General features: G+C 67.5%; 18 protein-coding genes. 11 read left to right on the top strand and 7 right to left on the bottom strand.

Annotated features, from left to right (window positions below; genetic code table 11):
- Window positions 1-102 precede the first annotated feature (102 nt).
- Window positions 103-1,260: a LysM peptidoglycan-binding domain-containing protein gene (locus tag BLU04_RS08860; RefSeq protein WP_093284813.1), complete on the bottom strand. Its 1,158-nt coding sequence runs from the start codon at window positions 1,258-1,260 to the stop codon at window positions 103-105.
- Window positions 1,261-1,393: 133 nt separating this feature from the next.
- Window positions 1,394-3,757 carry an O-antigen ligase family protein gene (locus BLU04_RS08855; protein WP_093284810.1) on the bottom strand — a complete coding sequence of 788 codons (2,364 nt, stop codon included), beginning with the start codon at window positions 3,755-3,757 and terminating at the stop codon, window positions 1,394-1,396.
- A gap of 123 nt (window positions 3,758-3,880) precedes the next feature.
- On the opposite strand from BLU04_RS08855, the gene BLU04_RS08850 reads away from it, so the two are divergent.
- A complete protein-coding gene (locus BLU04_RS08850) occupies window positions 3,881-5,314 on the top strand; it encodes an exopolysaccharide biosynthesis polyprenyl glycosylphosphotransferase (protein ID WP_157895225.1) in 1,434 nt (477 codons plus the stop codon).
- Between the two features lie 24 nt (window positions 5,315-5,338).
- Here the strand turns inward: BLU04_RS08850 and BLU04_RS08845 are convergent, their stop codons facing one another.
- The gene (locus BLU04_RS08845; protein ID WP_093284805.1) at window positions 5,339-6,718 is read right to left on the bottom strand and encodes a carbohydrate porin; all 1,380 of its coding nucleotides are present in this window, start codon (window positions 6,716-6,718) and stop codon (window positions 5,339-5,341) included.
- A 130-nt stretch (window positions 6,719-6,848) separates the two neighbouring features.
- Here BLU04_RS08845 and BLU04_RS08840 point away from each other — a divergent pair, with 130 nt between their 5' ends.
- The 6 genes from BLU04_RS08840 to BLU04_RS08815 all read left to right on the top strand — a co-directional run bounded on the left by BLU04_RS08840 (window position 6,849) and on the right by BLU04_RS08815 (window position 12,877).
- Window positions 6,849-8,096 carry an LL-diaminopimelate aminotransferase gene (locus BLU04_RS08840; protein WP_093284802.1) on the top strand — a complete coding sequence of 416 codons (1,248 nt, stop codon included), beginning with the start codon at window positions 6,849-6,851 and terminating at the stop codon, window positions 8,094-8,096.
- Between the two features lie 14 nt (window positions 8,097-8,110).
- Entirely contained in the window at window positions 8,111-10,156 is a 2,046-nt protein-coding gene (locus BLU04_RS08835) for a helicase C-terminal domain-containing protein (RefSeq protein WP_093284800.1), read from the top strand.
- Window positions 10,157-10,453: 297 nt separating this feature from the next.
- Entirely contained in the window at window positions 10,454-10,894 is a 441-nt protein-coding gene (locus BLU04_RS08830) for a MarR family transcriptional regulator (RefSeq protein WP_093284797.1), read from the top strand.
- Complete coding sequence (locus BLU04_RS08825) at window positions 10,891-11,478, top strand: hydrolase (protein WP_093284796.1); 588 nt, start codon at window positions 10,891-10,893, stop codon at window positions 11,476-11,478. The genes BLU04_RS08830 and BLU04_RS08825 overlap by 4 nt, the downstream gene beginning before the upstream one ends.
- Window positions 11,475-12,566 (top strand): AbrB family transcriptional regulator, encoded by a 1,092-nt coding sequence (locus BLU04_RS08820; RefSeq protein ID WP_093284793.1) that lies wholly within the window; start codon window positions 11,475-11,477, stop codon window positions 12,564-12,566. Before BLU04_RS08825 ends, BLU04_RS08820 begins: the two co-directional genes overlap by 4 nt.
- Window positions 12,563-12,877 carry a hypothetical protein gene (locus tag BLU04_RS08815; protein ID WP_093284790.1) on the top strand — a complete coding sequence of 105 codons (315 nt, stop codon included), beginning with the start codon at window positions 12,563-12,565 and terminating at the stop codon, window positions 12,875-12,877. The genes BLU04_RS08820 and BLU04_RS08815 overlap by 4 nt, the downstream gene beginning before the upstream one ends.
- A 4-nt stretch (window positions 12,878-12,881) precedes the next feature.
- On the opposite strand, the gene BLU04_RS08810 is transcribed toward BLU04_RS08815, so the two are convergent.
- The 4 genes from BLU04_RS08810 to BLU04_RS08795 all read right to left on the bottom strand — a co-directional run bounded on the left by BLU04_RS08810 (window position 12,882) and on the right by BLU04_RS08795 (window position 17,879).
- Window positions 12,882-13,502, bottom strand: a complete 621-nt coding sequence (locus tag BLU04_RS08810; RefSeq protein ID WP_093284788.1) for a response regulator — start codon at window positions 13,500-13,502, stop codon at window positions 12,882-12,884.
- Window positions 13,499-16,237, bottom strand: coding sequence for an ATP-binding protein (locus tag BLU04_RS08805; RefSeq protein ID WP_093284785.1), 2,739 nt, complete (start codon window positions 16,235-16,237; stop codon window positions 13,499-13,501). The genes BLU04_RS08810 and BLU04_RS08805 overlap by 4 nt, the downstream gene beginning before the upstream one ends.
- Before the next feature lie 154 nt (window positions 16,238-16,391).
- On the bottom strand, window positions 16,392-17,099 hold the full coding sequence (locus tag BLU04_RS08800) for a hypothetical protein (protein ID WP_093284783.1): 708 nt from the start codon (window positions 17,097-17,099) through the stop codon (window positions 16,392-16,394).
- A 147-nt stretch (window positions 17,100-17,246) separates the two neighbouring features.
- On the bottom strand, window positions 17,247-17,879 hold the full coding sequence (locus BLU04_RS08795) for a hypothetical protein (protein WP_093284781.1): 633 nt from the start codon (window positions 17,877-17,879) through the stop codon (window positions 17,247-17,249).
- 205 nt (window positions 17,880-18,084) lie between these two features.
- On the opposite strand from BLU04_RS08795, the gene BLU04_RS08790 reads away from it, so the two are divergent.
- The 4 genes from BLU04_RS08790 to thiS are packed head-to-tail and all read left to right on the top strand — an operon-like array spanning window position 18,085 to window position 21,129.
- Window positions 18,085-18,927 (top strand): MqnA/MqnD/SBP family protein, encoded by an 843-nt coding sequence (locus BLU04_RS08790; RefSeq protein ID WP_093284778.1) that lies wholly within the window; start codon window positions 18,085-18,087, stop codon window positions 18,925-18,927.
- Between the two features lie 54 nt (window positions 18,928-18,981).
- Window positions 18,982-19,797, top strand: coding sequence for a thiazole synthase (locus BLU04_RS08785; protein ID WP_093284776.1), 816 nt, complete (start codon window positions 18,982-18,984; stop codon window positions 19,795-19,797).
- A 4-nt stretch (window positions 19,798-19,801) separates the two neighbouring features.
- Window positions 19,802-20,920 carry a 2-iminoacetate synthase ThiH gene (gene thiH / locus BLU04_RS08780; protein WP_093284773.1) on the top strand — a complete coding sequence of 373 codons (1,119 nt, stop codon included), beginning with the start codon at window positions 19,802-19,804 and terminating at the stop codon, window positions 20,918-20,920.
- Between the two features lie 2 nt (window positions 20,921-20,922).
- Window positions 20,923-21,129, top strand: coding sequence for a sulfur carrier protein ThiS (gene thiS / locus BLU04_RS08775; RefSeq protein WP_093284770.1), 207 nt, complete (start codon window positions 20,923-20,925; stop codon window positions 21,127-21,129).
- Window positions 21,130-21,132 lie beyond the last annotated feature (3 nt).

Below are 21,132 nucleotides of genomic sequence, written 5' to 3'. Positions count from 1 at the left end.
TAGGGAAGCAGGTACCGGGCCGAATGGCAATGCTCAATGTTTTTCGCCCATTTCGTTAGGCGAAAAACAATAAGTAGACAGGGAGAAAAGCCCCGAAGGGGCTTAACGCGAGGCGATCTGTACCTGGGGCTTCGGCGCGAGGGGGGCCAGGGGGCGGCCGAAGGAGACGAAGCGGCCGGAAACGTGGGTGAAGCCCAGGTTCTTGTAGTAGCCGCCGACCGAGGCGGTCGGCTTAAAGACGTAGACGTCGGGGCCGCTCCCCGAGGTGTTGAAGAAGCCGCCGCCCGATTGCGAACCGGCCATGAGCCACTGGTTCCGGTTGTTCTTGCCGAGATAGATCATGACGTGGGTGATGTTCGGGTCGCGGCGGGGCTTGTAGGTGTTCTCCCAGAAGAGGAGATCGCCGACGCGGAGATGGGTGTCGAGCCAGGCGACGTCGGGCTTGCCGTCGGCGTCGAGGGGGGCGTCCCAGGCGCGGCCCTGCTGCTGGAGGTCGTAATACTGGTCGGAGGCGGTCCGCTGCATCGAGATACCGGTGACCTTGCGGTAGAGGTAGCGGCTGGTGTTGGAGCAATCCATGTCCCAGGCCTCGTCCTCGCCGGGCGGGGTCCAATCCTGGTCGTAGCCGACGCCCTTCACGGCGAGGGCCTTCGTCTCGGCGAGAAAGCGGCTTTGGAGCTCGGCCTGGCTCGAAACGATCTTCCCCTCCCCGGTGCTGGAGACGGGGACGACCGTCGGGACGGGGGCCGAGACGGCGGGGGCAGCGGAAGGAGCGGCAGGCGTGGCGAGCGCGACGGGAACGGGCTGGGCGCGGCGGATTTCCTCCGTCGCGGGGGCGGCAGAAGCGGCGGAGAGGCTCTTCCCCTCGGAAGGAACCGTGAGGGCGGTGCCGACGGCGATCTGGTCCGAAGGGAGGTGGTTGGCCTTTTTCAGGGCCTCGACGGTGACGTTGCACTTCCGGCTGATTTTCCAAAGGGTATCCCCTTTCTGGACGGTGTAGGTCTTGGCAGGGGCGGCGGGAGCGGGGACGGCAGCCGGGACCGCCTTCGCCGTGGCGACGACGGGGAGGGCCTTCGGAGCCGCCGCTTCAGAAGCAGGGGCGGGAGCAGGAGTCGGCGCGGGCAGCGGGATCGCCGCCTCGTCGCCAAGGGGGCGGTAGATGCGGACTTCTTCGGCCCCGGCATTCCGCGGCAAGCCAGTGAGCCCCAGGGCGATCCCGAAGGCCATGACGAGGGAGAGGGAACCGGCTTTTTCGATCATGGACTCTAATTTTACTTAGAGTACGTAAAAAGTCAACTCTTTCGAGTGTACTGAGGGACTGAAGAAGGTGGGGAACTCGTTCCATCCAAGCGCCATGAAGGCGCGGACGCCATCGGGGCCCGCTCAAAAAAACTCAAGGAAGGGGATGGTACCGCTGGTACCACGACCACGCGCCCGCCCAGTCCCCGGCCCCGGCCCGGTCTTCGGCCATGTAGTAATAAAGATAGCCCGGGCAGCCGTCCAACCGGACGAGCTGCTGGAGGAGGCGGGAGGCCGAGACGCTGTCGTTGGAGTTCCGGGCGATCTGGAGGAGGTAGATCCGGGGCTTGATCGCGTTCGGGTTGAGCTTCGCGTCGAGGGAGAGCTGCTCCTTGGAATCGGTCGGGTCCATCTTCGGGAAGGGAGGGAGGGGGTCGCGCTTCCGGGCCATCTGGTAGGCCTTGCGGGGATTGCCGCTCTCGGCGTAATACTTCGCGGCGATCGTCCAGCCGGCCGCCTCCCACGAGGCCGAGGCCTCGATCCGGGCGACGAGGTCGGGGAGGTTCCCGATCGTCGCCCAACGCTGGAGGATCTGGCCGAGCTGCGCCGCGTTGATGAACCGGAGCTCGCTGTCGACGGCCATCAGCCGCTGGAGGACGATGGCGGCGTCCTCCCGCTCCGCGTGGGAGAAGTAGACGAGCTGGAGGGAGAAGTTGTCCCCCGCCATGTTGAGGAGGGCGGGGCGGAGGAAGACGTTGCTGTAGGTGTTCTCGACGATGTTGTCGTAGATTTTCGCGCGGTCGGCCCCGGGGCTCAGCTTCAGGGCCTCGGCCTCGATGGAGAGGCCGTAGAAGGGGCGGACGGGATACCAGAGCGTCGCCTCCCGCAGCCGGATGTCGCTCCGGGCGGGCTGGAGGGAGCGGGCGACGAGGAAGTCAGCCGCGGCGGCGTCGAAATCGCGCTTCCCGGCGTAGCGGGATTCCCCGCGCAGGTAGTAGAGACGCCAATCGAGGGGCCGGACGGCCAGGGCGCGCGTGGCGTCCTCGTCGCTGCGGAGGTAGTCCTTCGCATCGCGCTCCGCGATGGCCCGTTCCTTCGCCTCGGCGGCGGCGCGGGGGGGCCAGAACTTCCCGCCGCCGGGCATCACCCAGAGGGCGCCGACGACGACCAGCGCCCCGCCGAGGAGCCGCAGGAAGTACCGCGCCCCGCCCCAGAAAATGAAGTGGGGGATGACCTTCGGCCCCTTCGGGACCATCGAAGGCTTCCCCGGCGAGGCGAGGGCCGAGCCGAGCAGGAAGAGTCCCGGCAGGAGCGAGCCGAGGCGGTGCATCGGCACCTCGAAGGCCCCGTGGATGAGGAAGGAAAGCGAGGCGATGATCGCCCCGGCGTGGAGGCTGCGGGCCGAGCCCCGCCGGACGGGGAACCAGGCCCCGGCCCCGAGGATCAGCCCCGCGAGGAAGACGATGAGGCCGATGAAGCCGCACTCGCCGAGGGCCCACATCAGGTCGCTGTCGGGATGGAGGACGGTCATCCCGTTTTCCGAGAAGCGGCGGAACATGGCGAAGATCGGCTCGAAGTTCCCGATGCCGATCCCGAAGAGGGGGATGTGGCGGATCATCCAGAAGACGTCGCGGGCCATCAGCATCCGGAAGTCGGCCTCCATCACCGCGCCCGAGAGGCGCATCGAGAGGACCCGCTCCACCAGCGTCCCGCCGAAGGCGAGGAAGAGGGCGAGGAAGGCCATGATGATCGCCGTGATCCGGCCGCCGAAACGGAGGCTCCGGGACTGGATCGAGATCCAGACGAGCCACAGGAGGCCTCCGCCGAAGAAGAGAGCCATCCCGCCGCGCGAGCCGTTGCAGATCAGCGCCACGAAGATCAGCACCAGGGCGGTGTAATGGAGCGTCATCCGCAGCGGCGACTGGTGGAGCCGCTGGAGGGCGCCGACCAGGGAGCAGATGCCGCCGAGGGCGAGGAGGTTGCCGAACTCGTTCCGGTTCGGGAACGGGCCGAAGGAGGTGTGGATCGCCTGGTTCCACCAGGGGAGGAAGCCCCCGAGGAAATGCTGGACGAGCGCCAGGACGGCCATCGTGGCGCAGGCGAGGGAAAAGATGGTACTGAGCTCGAGCCGGTCCTCCTCCTCGGGCTGCTCGGCGAGGCGGACGGCGAGGAAGACCCAGCCGCAGAGGAAGAAGACGGCGGCGTCGGCGCTCATCCACGGCTGGGGCGTGACGAGGTTCCCGAGGTCGATGTGGCCGCCGCTCTCGAGCTGGCTCCGCCACGCCCCGGCCAGGAGGGAGCCGTGGGCCAGGGGGAGGAAGCTGAAGAACGGGGTGACGAGCAGCAGCCCCATCCCGAGGGCGAGCGGGCGCGAGGGCCAGCGCGCCGGGGGGAAGACGGCCATGTAGAGCCCGACGGCGGCGACGATCCAGCCCGCCTCCGCCTCGGTCCAGCCGCCGCCGAGGAAGCACGGCAGGAAGGCGAGACCGAGGAGGAGCCAGATGCGGAAGGAAAGCATGGAGGGGGGATTCAAAAAATAAGGGGTGCCGATTCGATCCGGCTATTGCCAATTCCGTTCCGTACCTTAGCGTAATTCCCGACGGCAAGGGCAGCGGCAACCTCTTCAATCAGGAAAGACATCGTGTTCACGCAACGGGCAAAAGGTTTATACGGACTCGTCCTCGCAGGCCAGATCGTTTTATCGCTCCTCCTCTTCGCCGGCTGCGCGGCGCTGACCGTCTTTTCCGACCTCGTCGACAGCCCCTTCTTCCTCCAGCAATACGGCGTCTACGCCTTCCTCGTCGTCCTCGCCCTCGTCGCCGAGGCGGCGACGCGGCCGGAGAAGGTCCACCAGATCCTCACCCCCGACCTCGTCGAGAAGGAGCGCCTCGCCCGCCGCCAGATCCTCTTCGTCCTCGGCCTCCTCGTCCTCTTCCTCGTCGGCGCGAAGGACAAGGCCGTCTCCCGAACCTTCCTCGTCGGCTACATCCCCTCCCTCTACGCCCTCCTCCTCGCCTCCCACTACTTCGTCCCGATCAAGCTCAGCCGGATCTTCTTCGACGGCTCGCGGGAGGAGCGGATCCTCCTCGTCAGCCTCGGGGACGAGCCGGTCCACCGACTCCGCCTCTTCCTCGAATGGATCCGGACGAAGTCGTCCCTCGGCCTCCGCATCGAGGGCTTCCTGAGCGCCGTCCGCCCCCCCGCCCCCGAGAACGGCGGCCATGGGGAGGAGATCCCGTGGCTCGGCGACACCTCGGAACTGGAAGCGATCCTCAAGACGCGGACGATCCAGATGGTCGTCCTCACCGAGATCCCTCCCGGCGAGGAGCAGCTGCGGGAGATCCCCCTCCTTTGCGAGCGTTACGGCGCCCGCCTCCTCATCGTCAGCAACCTCTCGGAAAAGCTCCACCATCCCCTCACCTACTTCACCGACGGCGGCTATCAGTTCATTGCCCTCCGGGAGGAGCCGCTGGAGAATCCCTTCAACCGTCTCCTGAAGCGGATCACCGACGTCGCCATCGCCTCGGTCGCGGTGGCCCTCGTCCTCCCCCCGGTCTGCCTCTTCGTCTGGATCCTCCAGCGGCGGCAGTCGCCCGGCCCCCTCTTCTTCCACCAGGAACGGACCGGCCTTCGCGGGGAGCATTTCTACATGCTGAAGTTCCGCACCATGCGGAACGACCACGAGCTGGCCACCCTCCAGACGAGCGTCGGCGATCCCCGCCTCTATCCCGCCGGGGCATGGCTCCGCCGCTACAGCCTCGACGAGGTCCCCCAGTTCTGGAACGTGCTGCGGGGGGAAATGAGCATCGTCGGGCCCCGCCCCCACTTCACCGTCCACGACGAGACCTTCGCCCCGTTCATCAACAGCTACCGGATCCGCGCGGCGATCAAGCCCGGCATCACCGGGCTCGCCCAGGTGCGCGGCCATCGCGGGGCCGTCCACACGGAGAGCGACCTGGTGAAGCGGGTCGAGAGCGATCTCTTCTACCTGGAGAATTGGTCCCTCACGCTCGACTTCGTCATCATGATGAAGACGGCGTGGCAGATGCTCTCGCCGATCCGGACGGCCTATTAGGCCTCTCCCCTTCTGTCCGTCCGATCAGAACGCCACGCTCGTCCGGAGGCCGAGGACGTCGGCGTCCTTCGCGCCGTCGATCCCGCCGGGGGTGAAGATGTGCTGGTAGTCGGGCTGGAGGGTCCACCACGGCGTCAGCTGGAAGCGGTAGGTCGCCTCGATCGTCGTCTCGGCGACGTAGGGATTCGCGGCGGCCCCGGTGGTCAGCTGATAATCGCTGTAATTCCCGCTGAAGCTCGACCGCGTGACGGCGACGCCGAAGACATCCTTCTCCCGGTCGGGGACGAACCCGGCGAAGTTGAAGCCTCCATCGACGTACCAGTCGACCGCGTTTCGGTCGGCGCTGCCGTGTCCGGCCCGGGTGTAGACCGAAATCGCGGCGTCTCCCCGGCGGTAGACCTGCTGGTCGATCACCCCGTAAAGGAGGGCGTCGACCCCGCCGCTGACCTTCGTCCCGGTCCCCGCGGCGGCGGCGGCCTGGGATTGCCACGAGTTCCAGTTGTGGGTGTGGACGAAGGAGCCGAATTTGTAGGCTCCCTGAAGGCGCTCGGCATGGTCGGCGTTGAGGAGGTAGCCCGCCTCGGTGAAGATCGCCGCGCCGCTCTCGCTGTTCAGGTGGAAGTCGGTGCCGTGCTTGTTCGCGGTCTGGCTCTCGGTGTTCCCGTCGTAGATCCCGGCCATGACGTAGACGTCGGAGCGGGGCTGGGCCCGGAGGCGGACGCCGGGGGCGGCCATCGGGTAGGAAGGCGGATTGTAGGGGTTCGTGAGGTTCGCGCTGAGGAGGGTGAAGGCCCCGAAGGTCGAGTTCAGGAAGAGCGCCCCCGTCGAGGTGGTGAAGAACTCGGCGTCGGCCGCCATCTCCCCGACCCGCAGCGAGAGCTTCTCCTCCAGGAAGGTCTGCTGGAACCAAAGCTCCTGGAGGCGGACGGTGTTGTAGGCCTGGATGTTGCTCGTGTTGCCGATGTCACCGAGGTAGGGGGGGCTGAGGCCCGGGCCGCTGGTCCAGAGGCCGTTCACGTGGAACGTCGCCCCCTTCCAGCCGTCGACCATCTTGCTGAGATCGACATCGACGGGGACGTTGAGCAGCCCGGCATAACCGAGCCCCCGCCCGACGCCGCCGCTGCTGTAGCCCGCACCGGAACCGCCGCCGAGATTCCCCATCAGTTCGGCCGTGAAGAGGGGGGTGATGACGATCCCGTGGTCGGAGAGCTTCGTACGGTAGCCGCCGAGCTCGCCGAGGAGGGTATCCCGGTGCCAGAGGTCGTCCGCCTCGGTGGAGGGGGCGGTCGAGGCTTGGGCTCCTGCCTTGGTGCTTACCACCTCCGTTCCCGCGAAGACGGGGAGGGAAAGGAGCTGGAAAGCCAGGCCGAGGACCGCCACCGCAGGGAAGGCATGCTGTTTCATCAGGTGTCGCCATTGAAGGTGAAAGAGAGGAATCGGTCTAGCGTGTTTGCCAGGTTGCCCGGGAAACCGGGTAATAATCCCCAGCTTGCCCTGCCCCCTCGATTGCCTCTAATCTCCACCCTCCATCTTTATGAGCGAATCCTACATTCAAGACCTCTTCGCCGAGCGCATCGGCGGCAACCGTTTCGGCAAGGACACGGCGATCTACAAGTTCGAGAAGATCAAGCGGGCGAAGCGCGCCGCGCTGGCCGCGAACCCCGGGACCGAACTCTTCGACCTCGGCGTCGGCGAGCCCGACGAACCGGCCTTCCCCGAAGTGATCGAGGAGCTCTACAAGGAGGCGAAGAAGGCCGACAACCGCGGCTATGCCGACAACGGCGGCTCCCCCCTGAAGGACGCGGCGGCCCGTTACCTGAAGAACGTCTGCGGCGTGTCGGTCGATCCCGAAACCCAGATCGTCCACTCGATCGGCTCGAAGGCGGCCCTCTCGATCCTCCCCGCCGCGCTGATCAACCCCGGCGACGTCGTCCTCATGACGGTCCCCGGCTATCCGGTCTTCGGCACCCATGCGAAGTACTACGGCGGCGTGGTCCACAACCTTCCGCTGCTCGCCGCGAACCACTTCCTCCCCGACCTGAAGTCGATCCCCGCCGACGTCGTGGCGAAGGCGAAGGTCCTGGTCATCAACTACCCGAACAACCCGACCGGCGCGAGCGCGACGCCCGAGTTCTTCGCCGAGGTCGTCGCCTTCGCGAAGGCGAACGGCATCGTCGTGATCCACGACTTCGCCTACGCCGCCCTCGTCTTCGAGGGGAAGCCGCTGAGCTTCCTCGCCACCCCCGGCGCCCTCGACGTCGGCATCGAGCTCCATTCCGCAAGCAAGAACTTCAACATGACCGGCTGGCGCTGCGGCTTCGTCGCGGGCAACGAGCTCCTCGTGAAAGCCTACGCCACGGTGAAGGACAACACCGACTCGGGCCAGTTCCTCGGCATCCAGAACGCCACGGCCTACTGCTTCGACCATCCCGAGATCACCCAGAAGATCGCGGCGAAGTACTCCCGCCGCATGGACCTCATCGTCCCGGTGCTGAAGCGCCTCGGCTTCGACGCGAAGAAGCCGAAGGGTTCCTTCTTCCTCTACGTCGCCGCGCCGAAGACGGCGACGGCGAAGGACGGCGGCAGGCAGTTCGCCTTCGCCTCGGGCGAGGAGTTCTCCCAGTGGATGATCACGGAGAACCTGATCTCGACCGTCCCCTGGGACGAGGCCGGGGCCTTCGTCCGCTTCAGCGTCACCTTCATCGCCCAGGGCGAGGAGGACGAGAAGCGCGCGCTGGCCGAGATCGAGAAGCGGCTCTCCCGCTTCACGTTTGCCTGGTAGGATAGACTAAGCTGATGATTGCGCCCCGCGACGGATTCTCCGACCTGGACATCCGCGTGGGGCGTTTTTTTTCGCCCGAGGGGCCTCTCGGCGAGGCCCGTAATTTCGAGCTCCGGCCGGAGCAGACCCGGATGGCCGAGGCCGTCGCCCGGGCGCTGATCGAGCGCCGCCACCTCGTCGTCGAGGCCGGGACCGGGACCGGGAAGAGCCTCGCCTACCTCGTCCCCGCGATCTATCACGCGCTGGAGGAAGGGCGGCAGGCGATCCTCTCGACCCACACGATCAACCTCCAGGAGCAGCTCTTCCTGAAGGACATCCCCCTCGTCCAGAAACTGATCCCGCAGGAGTTCACCGCCGTCCTCCTGAAGGGCCGCCAGAACTACCTCTGCCCGCGCCGCCTCGACCGGGCGATGCGGAACGCCGAGGGGCTCTTCGCCACGGCGCAGACCGAGGAGCTGAAGCGCCTCTGGGAATGGCACCAGAAGACCGAGGACGGGACCCTGGCCGACCTCGATCCCGCGCCCGACATGCTCGTCTGGTCCCAGGTCTGCTCGGAGCCCCACGTCTGCACGCCCCGCACCTGCGGCGGCGAGAACAGCCGGTGCTTCTACCAGCGCCTCCGGCTGAAGGCGCAGACGGCGCAGGTGCTGGTGGTGAACCACTCACTCTTTTTTTCCCTCCTCGCCGCCGAGGCCGAGAGCGAGAACACGCCCTCCGACGAGGAGGGGAACGGCTACCTCTTCCACAACGACTTCGTCGTCTTCGACGAGGCCCACACGATGGAGAACGTCGCCGCCCGCCACCTCGGCCTCACCGTCTCCCAGTCCCGGCTCCGCTTCCTGCTGAACCGGCTCTACAACACGAAGACCCAGAAGGGGCTCTTCCAGGTCCTCCAGCGCGGCGAGGGGGCGAAGCTGGTCGGGGAGACCCACCACGCCTCCGAGGATTTCTTCGCGAAGGTCGAGGGGGCGACCCCCTTCAACCGGGGGAACGAGGTCCGCATCTCGAAGCCCGGCCTCGTCGAGGACACCCTCTCCTATCTCCTCCTCCGCATCCACCGGACCCTCATCGAGGCCCTCGACGACCTGGAGGAAGACGGCGTCGGGGAAGGAGAATCATCGAGTGGAAAAAGCGATCTCCGCCTCGAGGTGAAGGACAGCGCCCAGCGGATCGCCTCCTTCAAGAACGGGATCTCGGAGTTCCTCACCCAATCGCGCGAGGACCACGTCTACTGGGTCGAGCGGAGCCCGAAGTACAAGGAGATCCAGCTCGTCGCCGCCCCGACCGACGTCGCCCCGCTGCTGAAACGCCTCGTCTTCCGCCCCGGCCAGACGGCGATCATGACGAGCGCCACCCTCGCCGTCGCCCGCGACCTCCACTTTTTTCAAAAACGGATCGGGGCCGACGAGCCCTCGGTCGAGTCGCTGAAGCTCGATTCCCCCTTCGATTACGCGAAGCAGATGCGGGTCTATATCCCGCGCAAGATGCCGGAACCGAACTCGGGCGAGGACTACGAGCGGGCGCTGGCGCGGTGGATCGAGCACTTCGTCCTCGAGACGGAAGGTCGCGCCTTCGTCCTCTTCACCAGCTACAAGCTCCTCCTGGCCATCGCCGACCGGATGGAGCTCTTCTTCCGCAACCACGACTTCACCCTCCTCCTCCAGGACGGGAGCCAGCCCCGGCACAAGCTGCTGCAGCGTTTCCGCACGGGAAAGAAGGCCGTCCTCTTCGGCACCGACAGCTTCTGGCAGGGCGTCGACGTCCCGGGCGACGCGCTGGGCAACGTCATCCTCACCCGCCTCCCCTTCGCCGTCCCCGACCATCCGCTGACCCAGGCGCGGCTGGAACGGATCGAGCTGGAGGGAGGCGATCCCTTCCGCGACTACTCGCTCCCCGAGGCGATCCTGAAATTCCGCCAGGGCGTCGGCCGATTGATCCGGACCAAGCAGGACACCGGCATCATCGTCATCCTCGACAACCGCGTCCTCTCGAAGACCTACGGAAAAGCATTCCTGAACATGCTCCCCAAGTGCCCCGTCGAGATCCTAGATCAGCCCTAAGGCCCCCTCTCCCAATAGGAGTCTAGGCGTATTGGCCCCTCTCTCCCTATCGCTCGCACCCTCGGACGCTCAGGGAAGCAGCCGATTTTAATCCAGTTCGGAGACACGGTGCCGCCCAAGCGCGTCCGCCTAGTTCAGGCCCTCAGAACAGGAGGTTCCAGGAGGGGCAAAGCCCCTCTTGGGCTATAAAGCGGGTCGCCTCCAGCTGTATAGGGTCGACCGCGCCAGCCCCAAAGGCCGTCTCACCTCCAAAAACCAAAATTGACAGGTATCCTTATCATCAGTATAACTGAATAAATGACCGAAATCGAGCAGACCGCCATCCGCCTCCGCATGGCCCTCCGCCCCATCCTCCGCAAAGCCCGCGCCCTCTCCCACCCCGACGGCCCGAACGAATCGCAAAAGGACATCCTCCTCCGCCTCGACGAACGGGAAAAAATGACCCCCAGCGACCTCGCCGCCGCGACCCAGCTCCGCCCCCAGACCATCGGGCAGACCCTCGACTCCCTCGACCGCCGCAAGTGGATCGTCCGCTCCCCCCACCCCACCGACCGCCGCCGCATCCTCATCTCCCTCAGCGCGGCGGGCCGCCGCGTCATCGAGAAGGGCCGCGACCGCCGCCAGGCCTGGCTCGCCTCCGAGATGGCCAAGCTCTCCCCCGCCGACTTCAAGGCGCTCCGCGCCGCCCTCCCCGCCTTCGAGCAGATTGCCGCCGCCTCCCGAATCCGCACCCCATGAAAACCACCACGCCCATCGATCCCGCCCGCACCGCCCTCGTCCTGATCGATCTCCAGAAGGGGATCCTCGCCATCCCCGCCGCGCCGCGCTCCGGCGCCGAGGTGGTGCAGAACGCCGCCCGCCTCACCGAGGCCTTCCGCAAGGCCGGGGCGACCGTCGTCCTCGTCAACGTCGGATTCTCCGCCGACGGGGCCGACCGCCTCCAGCCCGAGGTCGACGCTCCCGCCAAGATGCCTCCCCTTCCTCCCGACTGGATGGAGCTGGCCCCCGAACTGAACGCCCAGCCTTCCGACCTCCGGATCACGAAACGCCAGTGGGGCGCCTTCCACGGCACCGAACTCGATCTCCAGCTCCGCCGACGCGGCATCACGAAGATCGTCCTCGGCGGCGTCTCGACGAACATCGGCGTCGAGTCGACCGCCCGCGCCGCCTACGAGCACGGCTACACCCTCGTCCTCGCCGAGGATGCCATGGCCTCGGGCAACGGCGCGGAGGCCCACCGCTTCGCCTGCGAGACGATCTTCCCCCGGATCGCGGTCGTCCGCTCGACGGAGGAAATTCTGGCCGCCCTGGCCCCGGCATGAGGCTCTTCCTCCTCATCGTCCTCTCCGTCGCCCTGGCCCTCGTCTTCCGGGCGCTCCACCTCCCCGGCGCGTGGCTCTTCGGGCCGCTCGCCGTCTCGGCGCTCTTCGCGGTGCGGGGATGGCAAGCGGTCTCGCTCCCCCTTCCCCTCTACCTCGCGGCCCAGGCGGTGATCGGGACCTCCCTCGCGGGGAGCTTCCCGCCGGGGGTCTTTCCGGAGTGGGGGCGGCATGCGGGGCTCTTCGCCTTCGCCGTCCTCTTCATCCTGGCGGCGAGCCTCCTCAACGGCCTCCTCCTCTCCCGCCTCACGCGGCTCCCCCTCATCGTCTCCCTCCTCGGAACGATGCCGGGCGGGGCCGGGGCGATGACGGCGATGAGCGACAGCCTCGGGGCCGACACCCGCCTCGTCACCTCGATCCAGTATGTCCGCATCCTCCTCGTCCTCGGCACGCTGGCCATCGCCGCGCCGGTCCTCGCCCACCTGCCCCATCCGGCGTCGGGGCAGCCTGCGGTGGCCGCGTTGGTCAGGCCCGTCGCACCGTTCTCCGGGATAGGCCTCCTCGTGACCATCGCGCTGGCGGCGACGGGGTGGCTCGCGGCGGCGAAGACGCCGATTCCCGCCGCGGCATTCCTCGTCCCCATTTCGCTCAGCTTCGCCCTGGGCCCGCTCGGGATCGCCGTGAAGCCTTCCCCCTGGCCCTGGCCGATCCTCGCCGCCGCCTACATGGCGATGGGGTGGCGGATCGGCGGACGCTTCCACCCTTCGACGATCGCCACGCTGCGGCGCGTCCTCCCCGCCGTCTGCGGCACCACGGCGCTCCTCCTCCTCGCCTCGGCGCTCCTCGCCTGGATGATCGCCTGGCGGATGGACGTCGACCTGCCGAGCGCCTACCTCGCCGCGACGCCGGGCGGGCTCGATTCGGTCGCCGCCGTCGCCGCCGATCTCCACGGGGAGACCGCCGTCGTCCTCGCGATGCAGTTCGCCCGGCTTCTCTGCGTCCTCGCCTTCGGTCCCTGGCTGGCCCGGGGCGGGGCCCATTGGATGAGGACGCCGCCGCCGATGAAACCCAACCCCACCCCCACGCCATGAATCCCCTCCCCCACCTCGCCCCATTCTTTGCCGGAGCCTTCCTCTGCAATGCCCTGCCTCACCTCGCCGCCGGAGTGAGGGGGGAGCCGTTCCCGACCCCGTTCGCCAAGCCGCGGGGCGTCGGCGACTCGAGCCCGGTCGTGAATTTCCTCTGGGGGTTCGCGAACCTGGTCGCGGGGCTGGCGCTGCTGCGCGCCCATCCCTTCGCGCTCGGGATGCGGCTCGACGGCGCGCTGTTTTTCCTCGGGGTGTTGCTCCTCGGGACGGCGATGGCGTGGCGCTTCGGGGAGGTGAGGCGGAACCGGAAGTAGGGCCCTACTTATCCAATTCCTGCAGCGCCGACTGGAGCCGTCCGTCGAAGCACTCGGGACAGATCCCGTGGCTGAAGACCGCCTCGGTGTGGGCGGTGATGTAGTGCTCCACCTGCTGCCAGTAATCCTTGTCGTCCCGGATTTTCTTGCAGTACATGCAGATCGGAAGAAGCCCGGAAAGCTGCTTCACCTGTCCCAGCGCCACCTCCAGCTCGGCGACGCGGGCTGCGAGGTTCTGCTGGAGGAGGACCATCTTCGCGCCGATGCCGACGCGGGCGAGGAGTTCCTCCCCGTTGAAGGGCTTCGTGATGTAATCGTTCGCCCCCGCCTCGAGGCCGGCGACGATGTCGGACTTGGCGTCGCGGACGGTGAGGAGGATGAGATAGAGCTGGTCGGCGTTGGCGACCTCTCGCGCCTTGCGGCAGACGTCGATCCCCTCGAGGCCGGGCATCTGCCAGTCGATGAGGCCGACGACGGGGCCCTTCTCGGCGGCGGCGGTGAGCTTCGCGAGGGCCTCGGTGCCGTCCTTCGCCTCCTCGATGGCGTAGCCCTTCGTGGAGAGGAGGGAGACGAGGAGCTTGCGGTTCAGCTCGTGGTCGTCGGCGATCAGGATGGGGACGCTCATGGGTTCTCTCGGGCTTTCGCGGGGTCGGTGGCTTTCTTGTAGAGGCGGGGCAGGATGATCGAGAACGTCGTCCCATGGCCGTAATCGCTGGCAACCTCGACCCGTCCCCCGTGACCCTCGACGATCTTCTTGACCAGCACCAACCCGAGACCCGTTCCCGGATAATTCCGGCTCGCGCCCGAATCAAGCTGCTGGAACTCGACGAAAAGACGAGAGAAATCCTCCTTCTTGATGCCGAGGCCGGTGTCGCTGACCCGGATCTCGAAGAAGCCGGCCTCCGCCGCCTGGGCCTGGACGAAGATCCGCCCGCCGCTGTCGGTGAACTTGATCGCGTTGGAAAGGAGATTGTAGAGCGCCTGTCGGATCTTCAGGAGATCGAGGGCCACCTGGTCGTCGCCCATCGAGAACTCGGTCTCGACGATCAGCCCCTTTTCGGTCAGGAGCGGGCGGAGGACGCCGGTGACCTCCTCGACGAGGGCCTTCACGGAGAACGACTCGATGGAGAGCTCGAGCTTCCCGGCCTCGATCTTCGCCAGGTCGAGGATCTCGTTGATGAGCCGCAGCAGGTGCTTGCCGCTCGCCTCGACGTCGCGGAGGAATTCCTTCTGCTTGTCGTTGAGCGGCCCGGGAGTCTCCCCGGCGAGGAACTGGGAGAAGCCGATGATGGCGTTGAGGGGGGTCCGCAGCTCGTGGGTCATGTTCGTGAGGAACTCCCCCTTCAGCCGGTTCGCCTCCTGGGCCTTGCGGCTCTCCTCGCGGAGCTGGTCCTCGACGTTCTTCTTGTCGGTGAGGTCGTGGGTGAACTTCGTGAAGCCGAGGAGCCGCCCGTCGTCGTCGCGCAGGGCGTTGATCGTCACCACGGCCCAGAACGGCGTCCCGTCCTTGCGGATGCGCCACCCCTCGTCCTCGTAGCGGCCCGTCTCCTCGGCGATCTTCAGCCCCCGTTCGGGCTTCCCCTCGGCGATGTCGTCGGGACGGTAGAAGACGGAAATGTGCTTCCCGAGGAATTCCCCTTCGGAATAGCCCTTGATCTGGGCGACGCCTGGATTCCACGAGACGGCGTGCCCCGTCGCGTCGAGAAGGAAGATGGCGTAGTCCTTCACGTTGTTCACCATGAAGCGGTATTGCTCCTCGCTGTGGCGGAGCTGTTCCTCGATCCGCCGCCGCTCGACGATCTCGCGCTGGAGCCGCTCCCGGGCGGCGTCGGCGACGGCCGTCTTCGCCCGGGCCTGCTGGAACGCGCGGACCGAGAACGCGAGGGCCAGGGAGAATCCGAGCCCCAGGAAGAGGATCAGCCGGGGCAGGCCGCCGCCTGCCTCCTCCTCCATCGCCGTCGTCGGCGAGACGGTGAGGACCCACTGGTGCCCGCAAAAATCGAGCGTCGCCTGCGCCTGGACGCTCTCGATCGCCTCGGCGAAGCCGGTGGAGAGGTAGACCGGCTCGTCCTCCTCGCAGATGGCGACCGAATAGGCGGAGAACCCGGCCGAGGAGAAGACGCCGTGGAAGAGGTCGCCGGTCCGCAGCACGGCGACGATGAAGCCGTCGAAGCCCTTCGCCGGGAAGAGGGGGCGGTAGACGAGGAAGCCGCGCCCGCCGAGCATGAGGTCGACGGTCGGGGAAAAGACCATGCACCGGTCCCGCCGCGCCCGCTCGAGCGCCGGGGCGGCGTTCCAGAAGCCGACCTCGCCGACGACCTTGCCGCCGGCCTTCTGCGCCCCCGTCGTCGGCACCGCCCAGCGGAGCCGTCCGGCGACGTCGATCCATTCGATCGCGAGGAACGACTCGAGCGCCCCGGTGTGCCGCGTGGCGTCACTCTCCCACTCGTCGCGGGGCGTCCCGTTCCGCTCCTCCCAGCGGAGGGCGATCCGGTCGATCTCCTGGATCCGCGCGTTGACCCGCTCCACGATCTGGAGCTTCAGCGTCTCGGCGACCAGCCGCGCCTTGGCCTCCATCTGGTGGTAGTGGTCGATGCGGAGCCCCTCCCAGACCAGGATGACCGAGAGGGCCGAGGCCGCGCCCGTCAGCAGCGGCAGCCAACGGGAGTGGAGGAGTCCGGCCTCGCCCCGCCGCCCCTCCAGGTTCATCTCGACCGCGAGGATCGCGATGCCGAAGAGGACCAGCCCCCACGCGGTATGGAAGGCCATCCCGATGTAATTCCCCCAGGTGTAGAGCGAGACGAAGCCGACGAAGTAGCTCATCAGCTTCAGCAGGCAGACGAAGAGGATCACCATCGCGCCGAGCCAGACGAGGGGGGAACGGACGGCCTTCGGAACCCGGGACGATCCGGTGATCATGAAAAGCCCGCCCATGACGATCCAGCAGAAGGCGGTGACCGGGGCGGGGCGCCCGTGATAGCCGTTCGGCAACGCGGGGAGAAAATCGATCCAGCGGTTGATGGGGAAAAGGGTGCCGAGGAGGGCCTCGCTGAGGACGGCCAAACCGATCCAGCAGACGAACGCCCCGATCACCGACGCCACCCTCCGCCATTCCCCCAGCAGCGCCAGCAGCCCCATCCCCGAGAGAAGGAAGACGAGGGCCGTGAGGTACTGCATCTGCGGGTAATCGGGCCGGATCTGGACCAGCTCCTTGATCCCGAAATGCCAGCCGACCATGACGGTGATCCCGAGTAGGAGCAGGAGAAGGCCGATGCCGCCCGCGACCCAGAAGAAGATCCGCCACGCGGGGATGCGCGGGGGGCGCGGCGGAAAAACGGAGGCGGGAGCGATGGCGCTCATGCGGGTCCCCTCAGCCCCGTTGTGTCGTCAGCCAGCGGCATGGGCGGCATCAGCAACATGAAAGGGAGCCTGTCCCGAAGCGATCCCAGCGCAATAAAAAACGCCGCATTCCCGGGGAAATGCGGCGTTGGGAAAAGGAAAGGCGGAAGGGCGATCAGAACTGCGTCGTCGCGGCGGGATTGAGGTTCGGGACGACGGGGGGATTGGGGATGGTCGGCGTGGTCGAGGCGAGGGTCGCCGTGGTCGTCCCGGTGCCGTTCGACTTCGTCCCGTCGGCGTTGATCCCGGTGGCACCGGCCGTGCCGACGGCGGCGACCGAGGCGTCGGAGGGCGTCGAGGTGACGTTGGAGAGATCGACGCCGCCGGTGGTGGCGGGGCTCGTCGCCGCCGGGGTGTTGGCGACGGTCTGGCCGTTGACCTTCACGCTGCCGCCGCCGGAGGAGGTCACCGTGGTCTGGCCGTTCGAGGCGACCGTGACGTTGACGACGGAAGGGGAGGTGGCGCCGGGCGCGGGGGCGGCAACCTCGACCCGCTTGCCGTTGATCGTGAAGCTCACCGGGGCGGTCGAGCCGGGGGCGGGGGTGACGCTGAGGGAGGCATTGCCGGAAGCGTCGTTGCCGAAGGTGATCTGGATCGCACTGCCGCCGACGGTGAGGGTCTGGGCGACGGTGCCGGTCGCGACGGTCGCGACGACCTTGCCGTTGGCATCGGAGACGATCGCCTTGCCGCCCTCGATCTTGATCGAGAACTCGGCCTTCTTTTCGTCGGCCGCGAAGGCGGGCGTGAGCGAGAGCATCATCGCCACGGCGAGGACGGCCACGCCGAAACCGATCTTGGAAAACGAGAGAAGGAAGGTTTTCATATTCGGGGGGGTAATTGGGTACCAATTTCCCTCCCCGACTCTGAAAAGACAAGCCCTATTTTCCCCTAGAGCGGCATTCGGACTGATCGCGCCGGGTCTCCTTTCCTGAAGGATTTACCCGAGACCTACCTTCAGGCCATCAAGGCCTTAGAACGGAGTCGTCGCCGCCGGATTCAGGTTGATCGTCACCGTCCCCGTGGTCGGCAGGAGGGTGTAGGAGGCACCGAGGGCGTTCGGATCGTCGCCGTTCGCCTTGTAAGGAACGGGCGTCTGGGCCGAGGTATCGCCCGGAACGGTGTCGATCCCCGCCAGGTTCACCGCGTTCAGCGGGGCCGCCGAGGAGGCCGCGACGGTGGCGACCTGGCCGTCGACCTTCACGGGGGCGTCACTGCTCGAGGCCTCGATCCGGGTCTGGGTCTGCCCCGCCACGTTGGAGACGGTGATCGTGACCGCGACCGGCAGGCTGCCGATCCCCGCGCCGCGATCCATTTCCACATGATGGCCGTTCATCGAGAAGCTGAGGCCGCCGGGATTCGAGGCGCTGGGGGCGAGGACGACGGCGAGGTCGCCCACCGAGTTCCGTCCGTAGGTCAGGGTGAAAGAATAACCGCCGACGGTGACGGGCCGTCCGATCGTCTCGGGCGGGAGATTGACTACGGTCTTCCCGTTCAAGTCAATGACCAGCAAGTGATTGCGCTCCACCTTGAGCGAGAACGATTCGGGCTCTCCCTGGGCCGCGAAGCCGGGAAGCGCCGTCAGGGCCAGGACGGCGAGCGCCATCAGGAACCCCTGAAATTGAAGCCGAACCGAAGAGAGACCCTTTAAAGAAAACCCCGTTTCCATAGAACTTACCCCTTTCTTTTGGTGATTGATGTACCTGTTGCTCCCTAAGGATCGCACTGGAAACCGGCCCTGTCAAATGACCCTCCCCGCAAAAAATCCTCGCAGGGGAAAGGGGGGGGCTTTAAGAAAGACGCTCCTTCCTATGCACTTTACCCTCGGCCACTCCCCCGATCCCGATGACGCCTTCATGTTCTACGCCCTCGCGAAGGGCCTGATCGACAGCCGGGGCCACACCTTCGAGCACATCCTCCAGGATATCGAGACGCTGAACCAGCGGGCCTTCCGCGAGGAACTCGACACCACCGCCGTCTCGATCCACGCCTACGCCCACCTGACCGACAAGTACGCCCTGATGCCGTGCGGGGCGAGCATGGGGGACAACTACGGGCCCCGCCTCGTCGCGCTGAAGCCGTTCTCCAAGGAGGAGATCTCCAAGGCGAAGATCGCCGTCCCCGGACGGATGACCTCGGCCTCCCTCGCCCTCCAGCTCTACCTCGGCAAGCCGCTGGCCGAGATCGACTGGGTCGAGGTTCCCTTCGACCAGATCTTCGAGTTCGTGAAGGCGGGCAAGGCCGACGTCGGCCTCATCATCCACGAGGGGCAGCTCACCTACGCCGCCGAAGGCTTCGTCCTCTGCGAGGACCTCGGCGCGTGGTGGTTCCAGGAAACGAACGGCCTCCCCCTCCCCCTCGGCGGCAACGTCGTGAAGAAGAGCCTCGGCATCGACCTCTGCCGCACCTTGACGGCGATCATGAAGGAGAGCATCGCCTACGGCCTCGCCCACCGGAAGGAGGGCGTCGCCCACTCCCTCCCCTACGGCCGGGGCCTCGACACGCAGCTGGCCGACGACTTCATCGGGATGTACGTGAACGACCTCACCGTCGACTACGGCGAGCGGGGCCGCGCCGGAATCCGGGAATTCCTCGGCCGCGCCGCCAAGGCGAAGCTGATCCCCGCCGACATCGACCTGGTCTTTGTCGACTAGGCGGCGACTAGGGGTTGAAAGGCCGCGCCGGAAGGCGTAGTCTTTCACTCTCCCATGAGCATCCCCCAGCCTCAGCCGCAACCTTTGGTCATCGCGGGCCGTTCCTTCCGCTCCCGCCTCCTGACCGGGACGGGGAAGTTCCCCTCCCCCGAGGCGATGCGCCGGGCCCTCGAGGCGAGCGGGACCGAGATCGTCACCGTCGCCCTCCGCCGGGCCGACCTCTCCGGGGAGCGCGATCCCTTCGCCGACATCCTGACCCACATCGATCCCGAGCGTTACCTCCTCCTCCCGAACACCAGCGGGGCGAACACCGCCGCCGAGGCCGTCCGCCTCGCCCGCCTCGCCGCCAGCGCGGGGCTGCCGAAGTGGATCAAGCTGGAGATCCACCCCGATCCCCGCCACCTCCTCCCCGACCCCATCGAGACCCTCCTCGCCGCCGAGCAGCTGGTGAAGGAAGGCTTCACCGTCCTCCCCTACATCAACGCCGATCCCGTCCTGGCGAAGCGGCTCCAGGAAGTCGGCACCGCCGCCGTCATGCCCCTCGGCGCCCCCATCGGGACGAACCGGGGGCTGGAGACCCGCGCGATGCTCGAGCTCATCATCGAGCAGGCGACCGTCCCCGTCGTCGTCGACGCGGGCCTCGGCGCCCCCTCCCACGCCGCCGCCGCGCTCGAGCTCGGTGCCGACGCCGTGCTGGTGAACACGGCCATCGCCATCGCCCCCGATCCCGCCGCGATGGCCCACGCCTTCCGCCTCGCCGTCGACGCCGGACGGATCGCCTACGAGACCGGCCTCGCCGCCGCCTCCGCGAAGGCCGCGCCGACCAGCCCCCTCACCGGCTTCCTGCGGCCGAGCCCCGTCCTGAACTAGCGCCATGACCTTCTCCGAAGTCTTTCGCAATGGGCCGCCCCCGAGTCCCGCCCTGCGCCGCTTCGCCGAGCTGATCGCCCCGTGCGACGACGCCGCGCTCGAGGCCCTGGCCGCGCAGGCCGCCGCGACGACGCGCCGCCACTTCGGCAGGACGATGCGGCTCTTCGCGCCGCTCTACGTCTCCAACGAGTGCGTCAACATCTGCACCTATTGCGGCTTTTCCCGGGACAACCCGATCTTCCGCACCACCCTCTCCCTCGACCAGGTCGAGGCCGAGGCCCGGCACCTCGCCGCCGAGGGGTTCCGCTCGATCCTCGTCGTCGCCGGGGAGCACCCGAAATTCGTCGCGCCCGACTACCTCGCCGACTGCACCCGCCGCCTCCGCGCGCTCGTCCCCTCGATCTCGATCGAGGTCGCCCCGATGGAGACGCCCGAATACCAAAAGATCGTCGACGCCGGGGCCGAGGGGATCGTCGTCTTCCAGGAGACCTACGACCGCGACGCCTACGCTCCCCTCCACACGGCGGGGCCGAAGCGCGACTTCGATTGGCGGCTCGACTGCCCGGAGCGGGCCTACGCCGCCGGGTTCCGCAAGATCGGCATCGGCGCCCTCCTCGGCCTCGTCCCGTGGCGCGAGGAATCGGTCCGCCTCGCCGCCCACGCCGAGCACCTGCTGAAGCACTGCTGGAAATCGTTCCTCACGATCTCCTTCCCCCGCCTCCGTCCGGCGGCGAGCGGCTTCAAGCCCGAATACCCGCTGAGCGACCGCGACCTCGTCCAGCTCATCTGCGCCCTCCGCATCACCTTCCCCCAGATCGGCCTCCTCCTCTCGACGCGGGAACCGGCCCCGCTCCGCGACAGCCTCGCCGGACTCGGCATCACCACGATGAGCGCCGGGGCGCGGACCGAGCCGGGCGGCTACACCGGCGCGGGCCGGGAGACCCTCCACCGCACGCAGAAAGGGAAAGCCGTCGCCCTCGATCCCGCCGAGGTCGCCACCGCCTCGGCCACCGTCCAGTTCGAGATCGGCGACGAGCGGACCCCCTCCGAGGTCGTCACCCGCCTCCGCCAGCTCGGCCTCGATCCGGTGTGGAAGGACTGGGATACCGCCATCGCGCCCTAGCCATGACCCTCCACGTCCTCGTGAACGGCACCCCCGCCGAGGTCGCCCCCGGCGCGACCCTCTCCGACCTCGCCGCGCAGTTCGGCCTCGCCGTGAAGGCCGTCCTCGTCGAGTGCAACGGCGAGGCCCTCCTCCGCTCCGAATGGCCGGCGCGCCCCGTCGCCGAGGGCGACCGGATCGAGTTCATCCGCATGGTCGCCGGGGGCTGATTC

This window comes from Verrucomicrobium sp. GAS474, from assembly GCF_900105685.1.
GTDB lineage: Bacteria > Verrucomicrobiota > Verrucomicrobiia > Methylacidiphilales > GAS474 > GAS474.
Note: the sequence above shows the minus strand (reverse complement) of the source record. Positions and strands in the feature narration are given on the sequence as shown.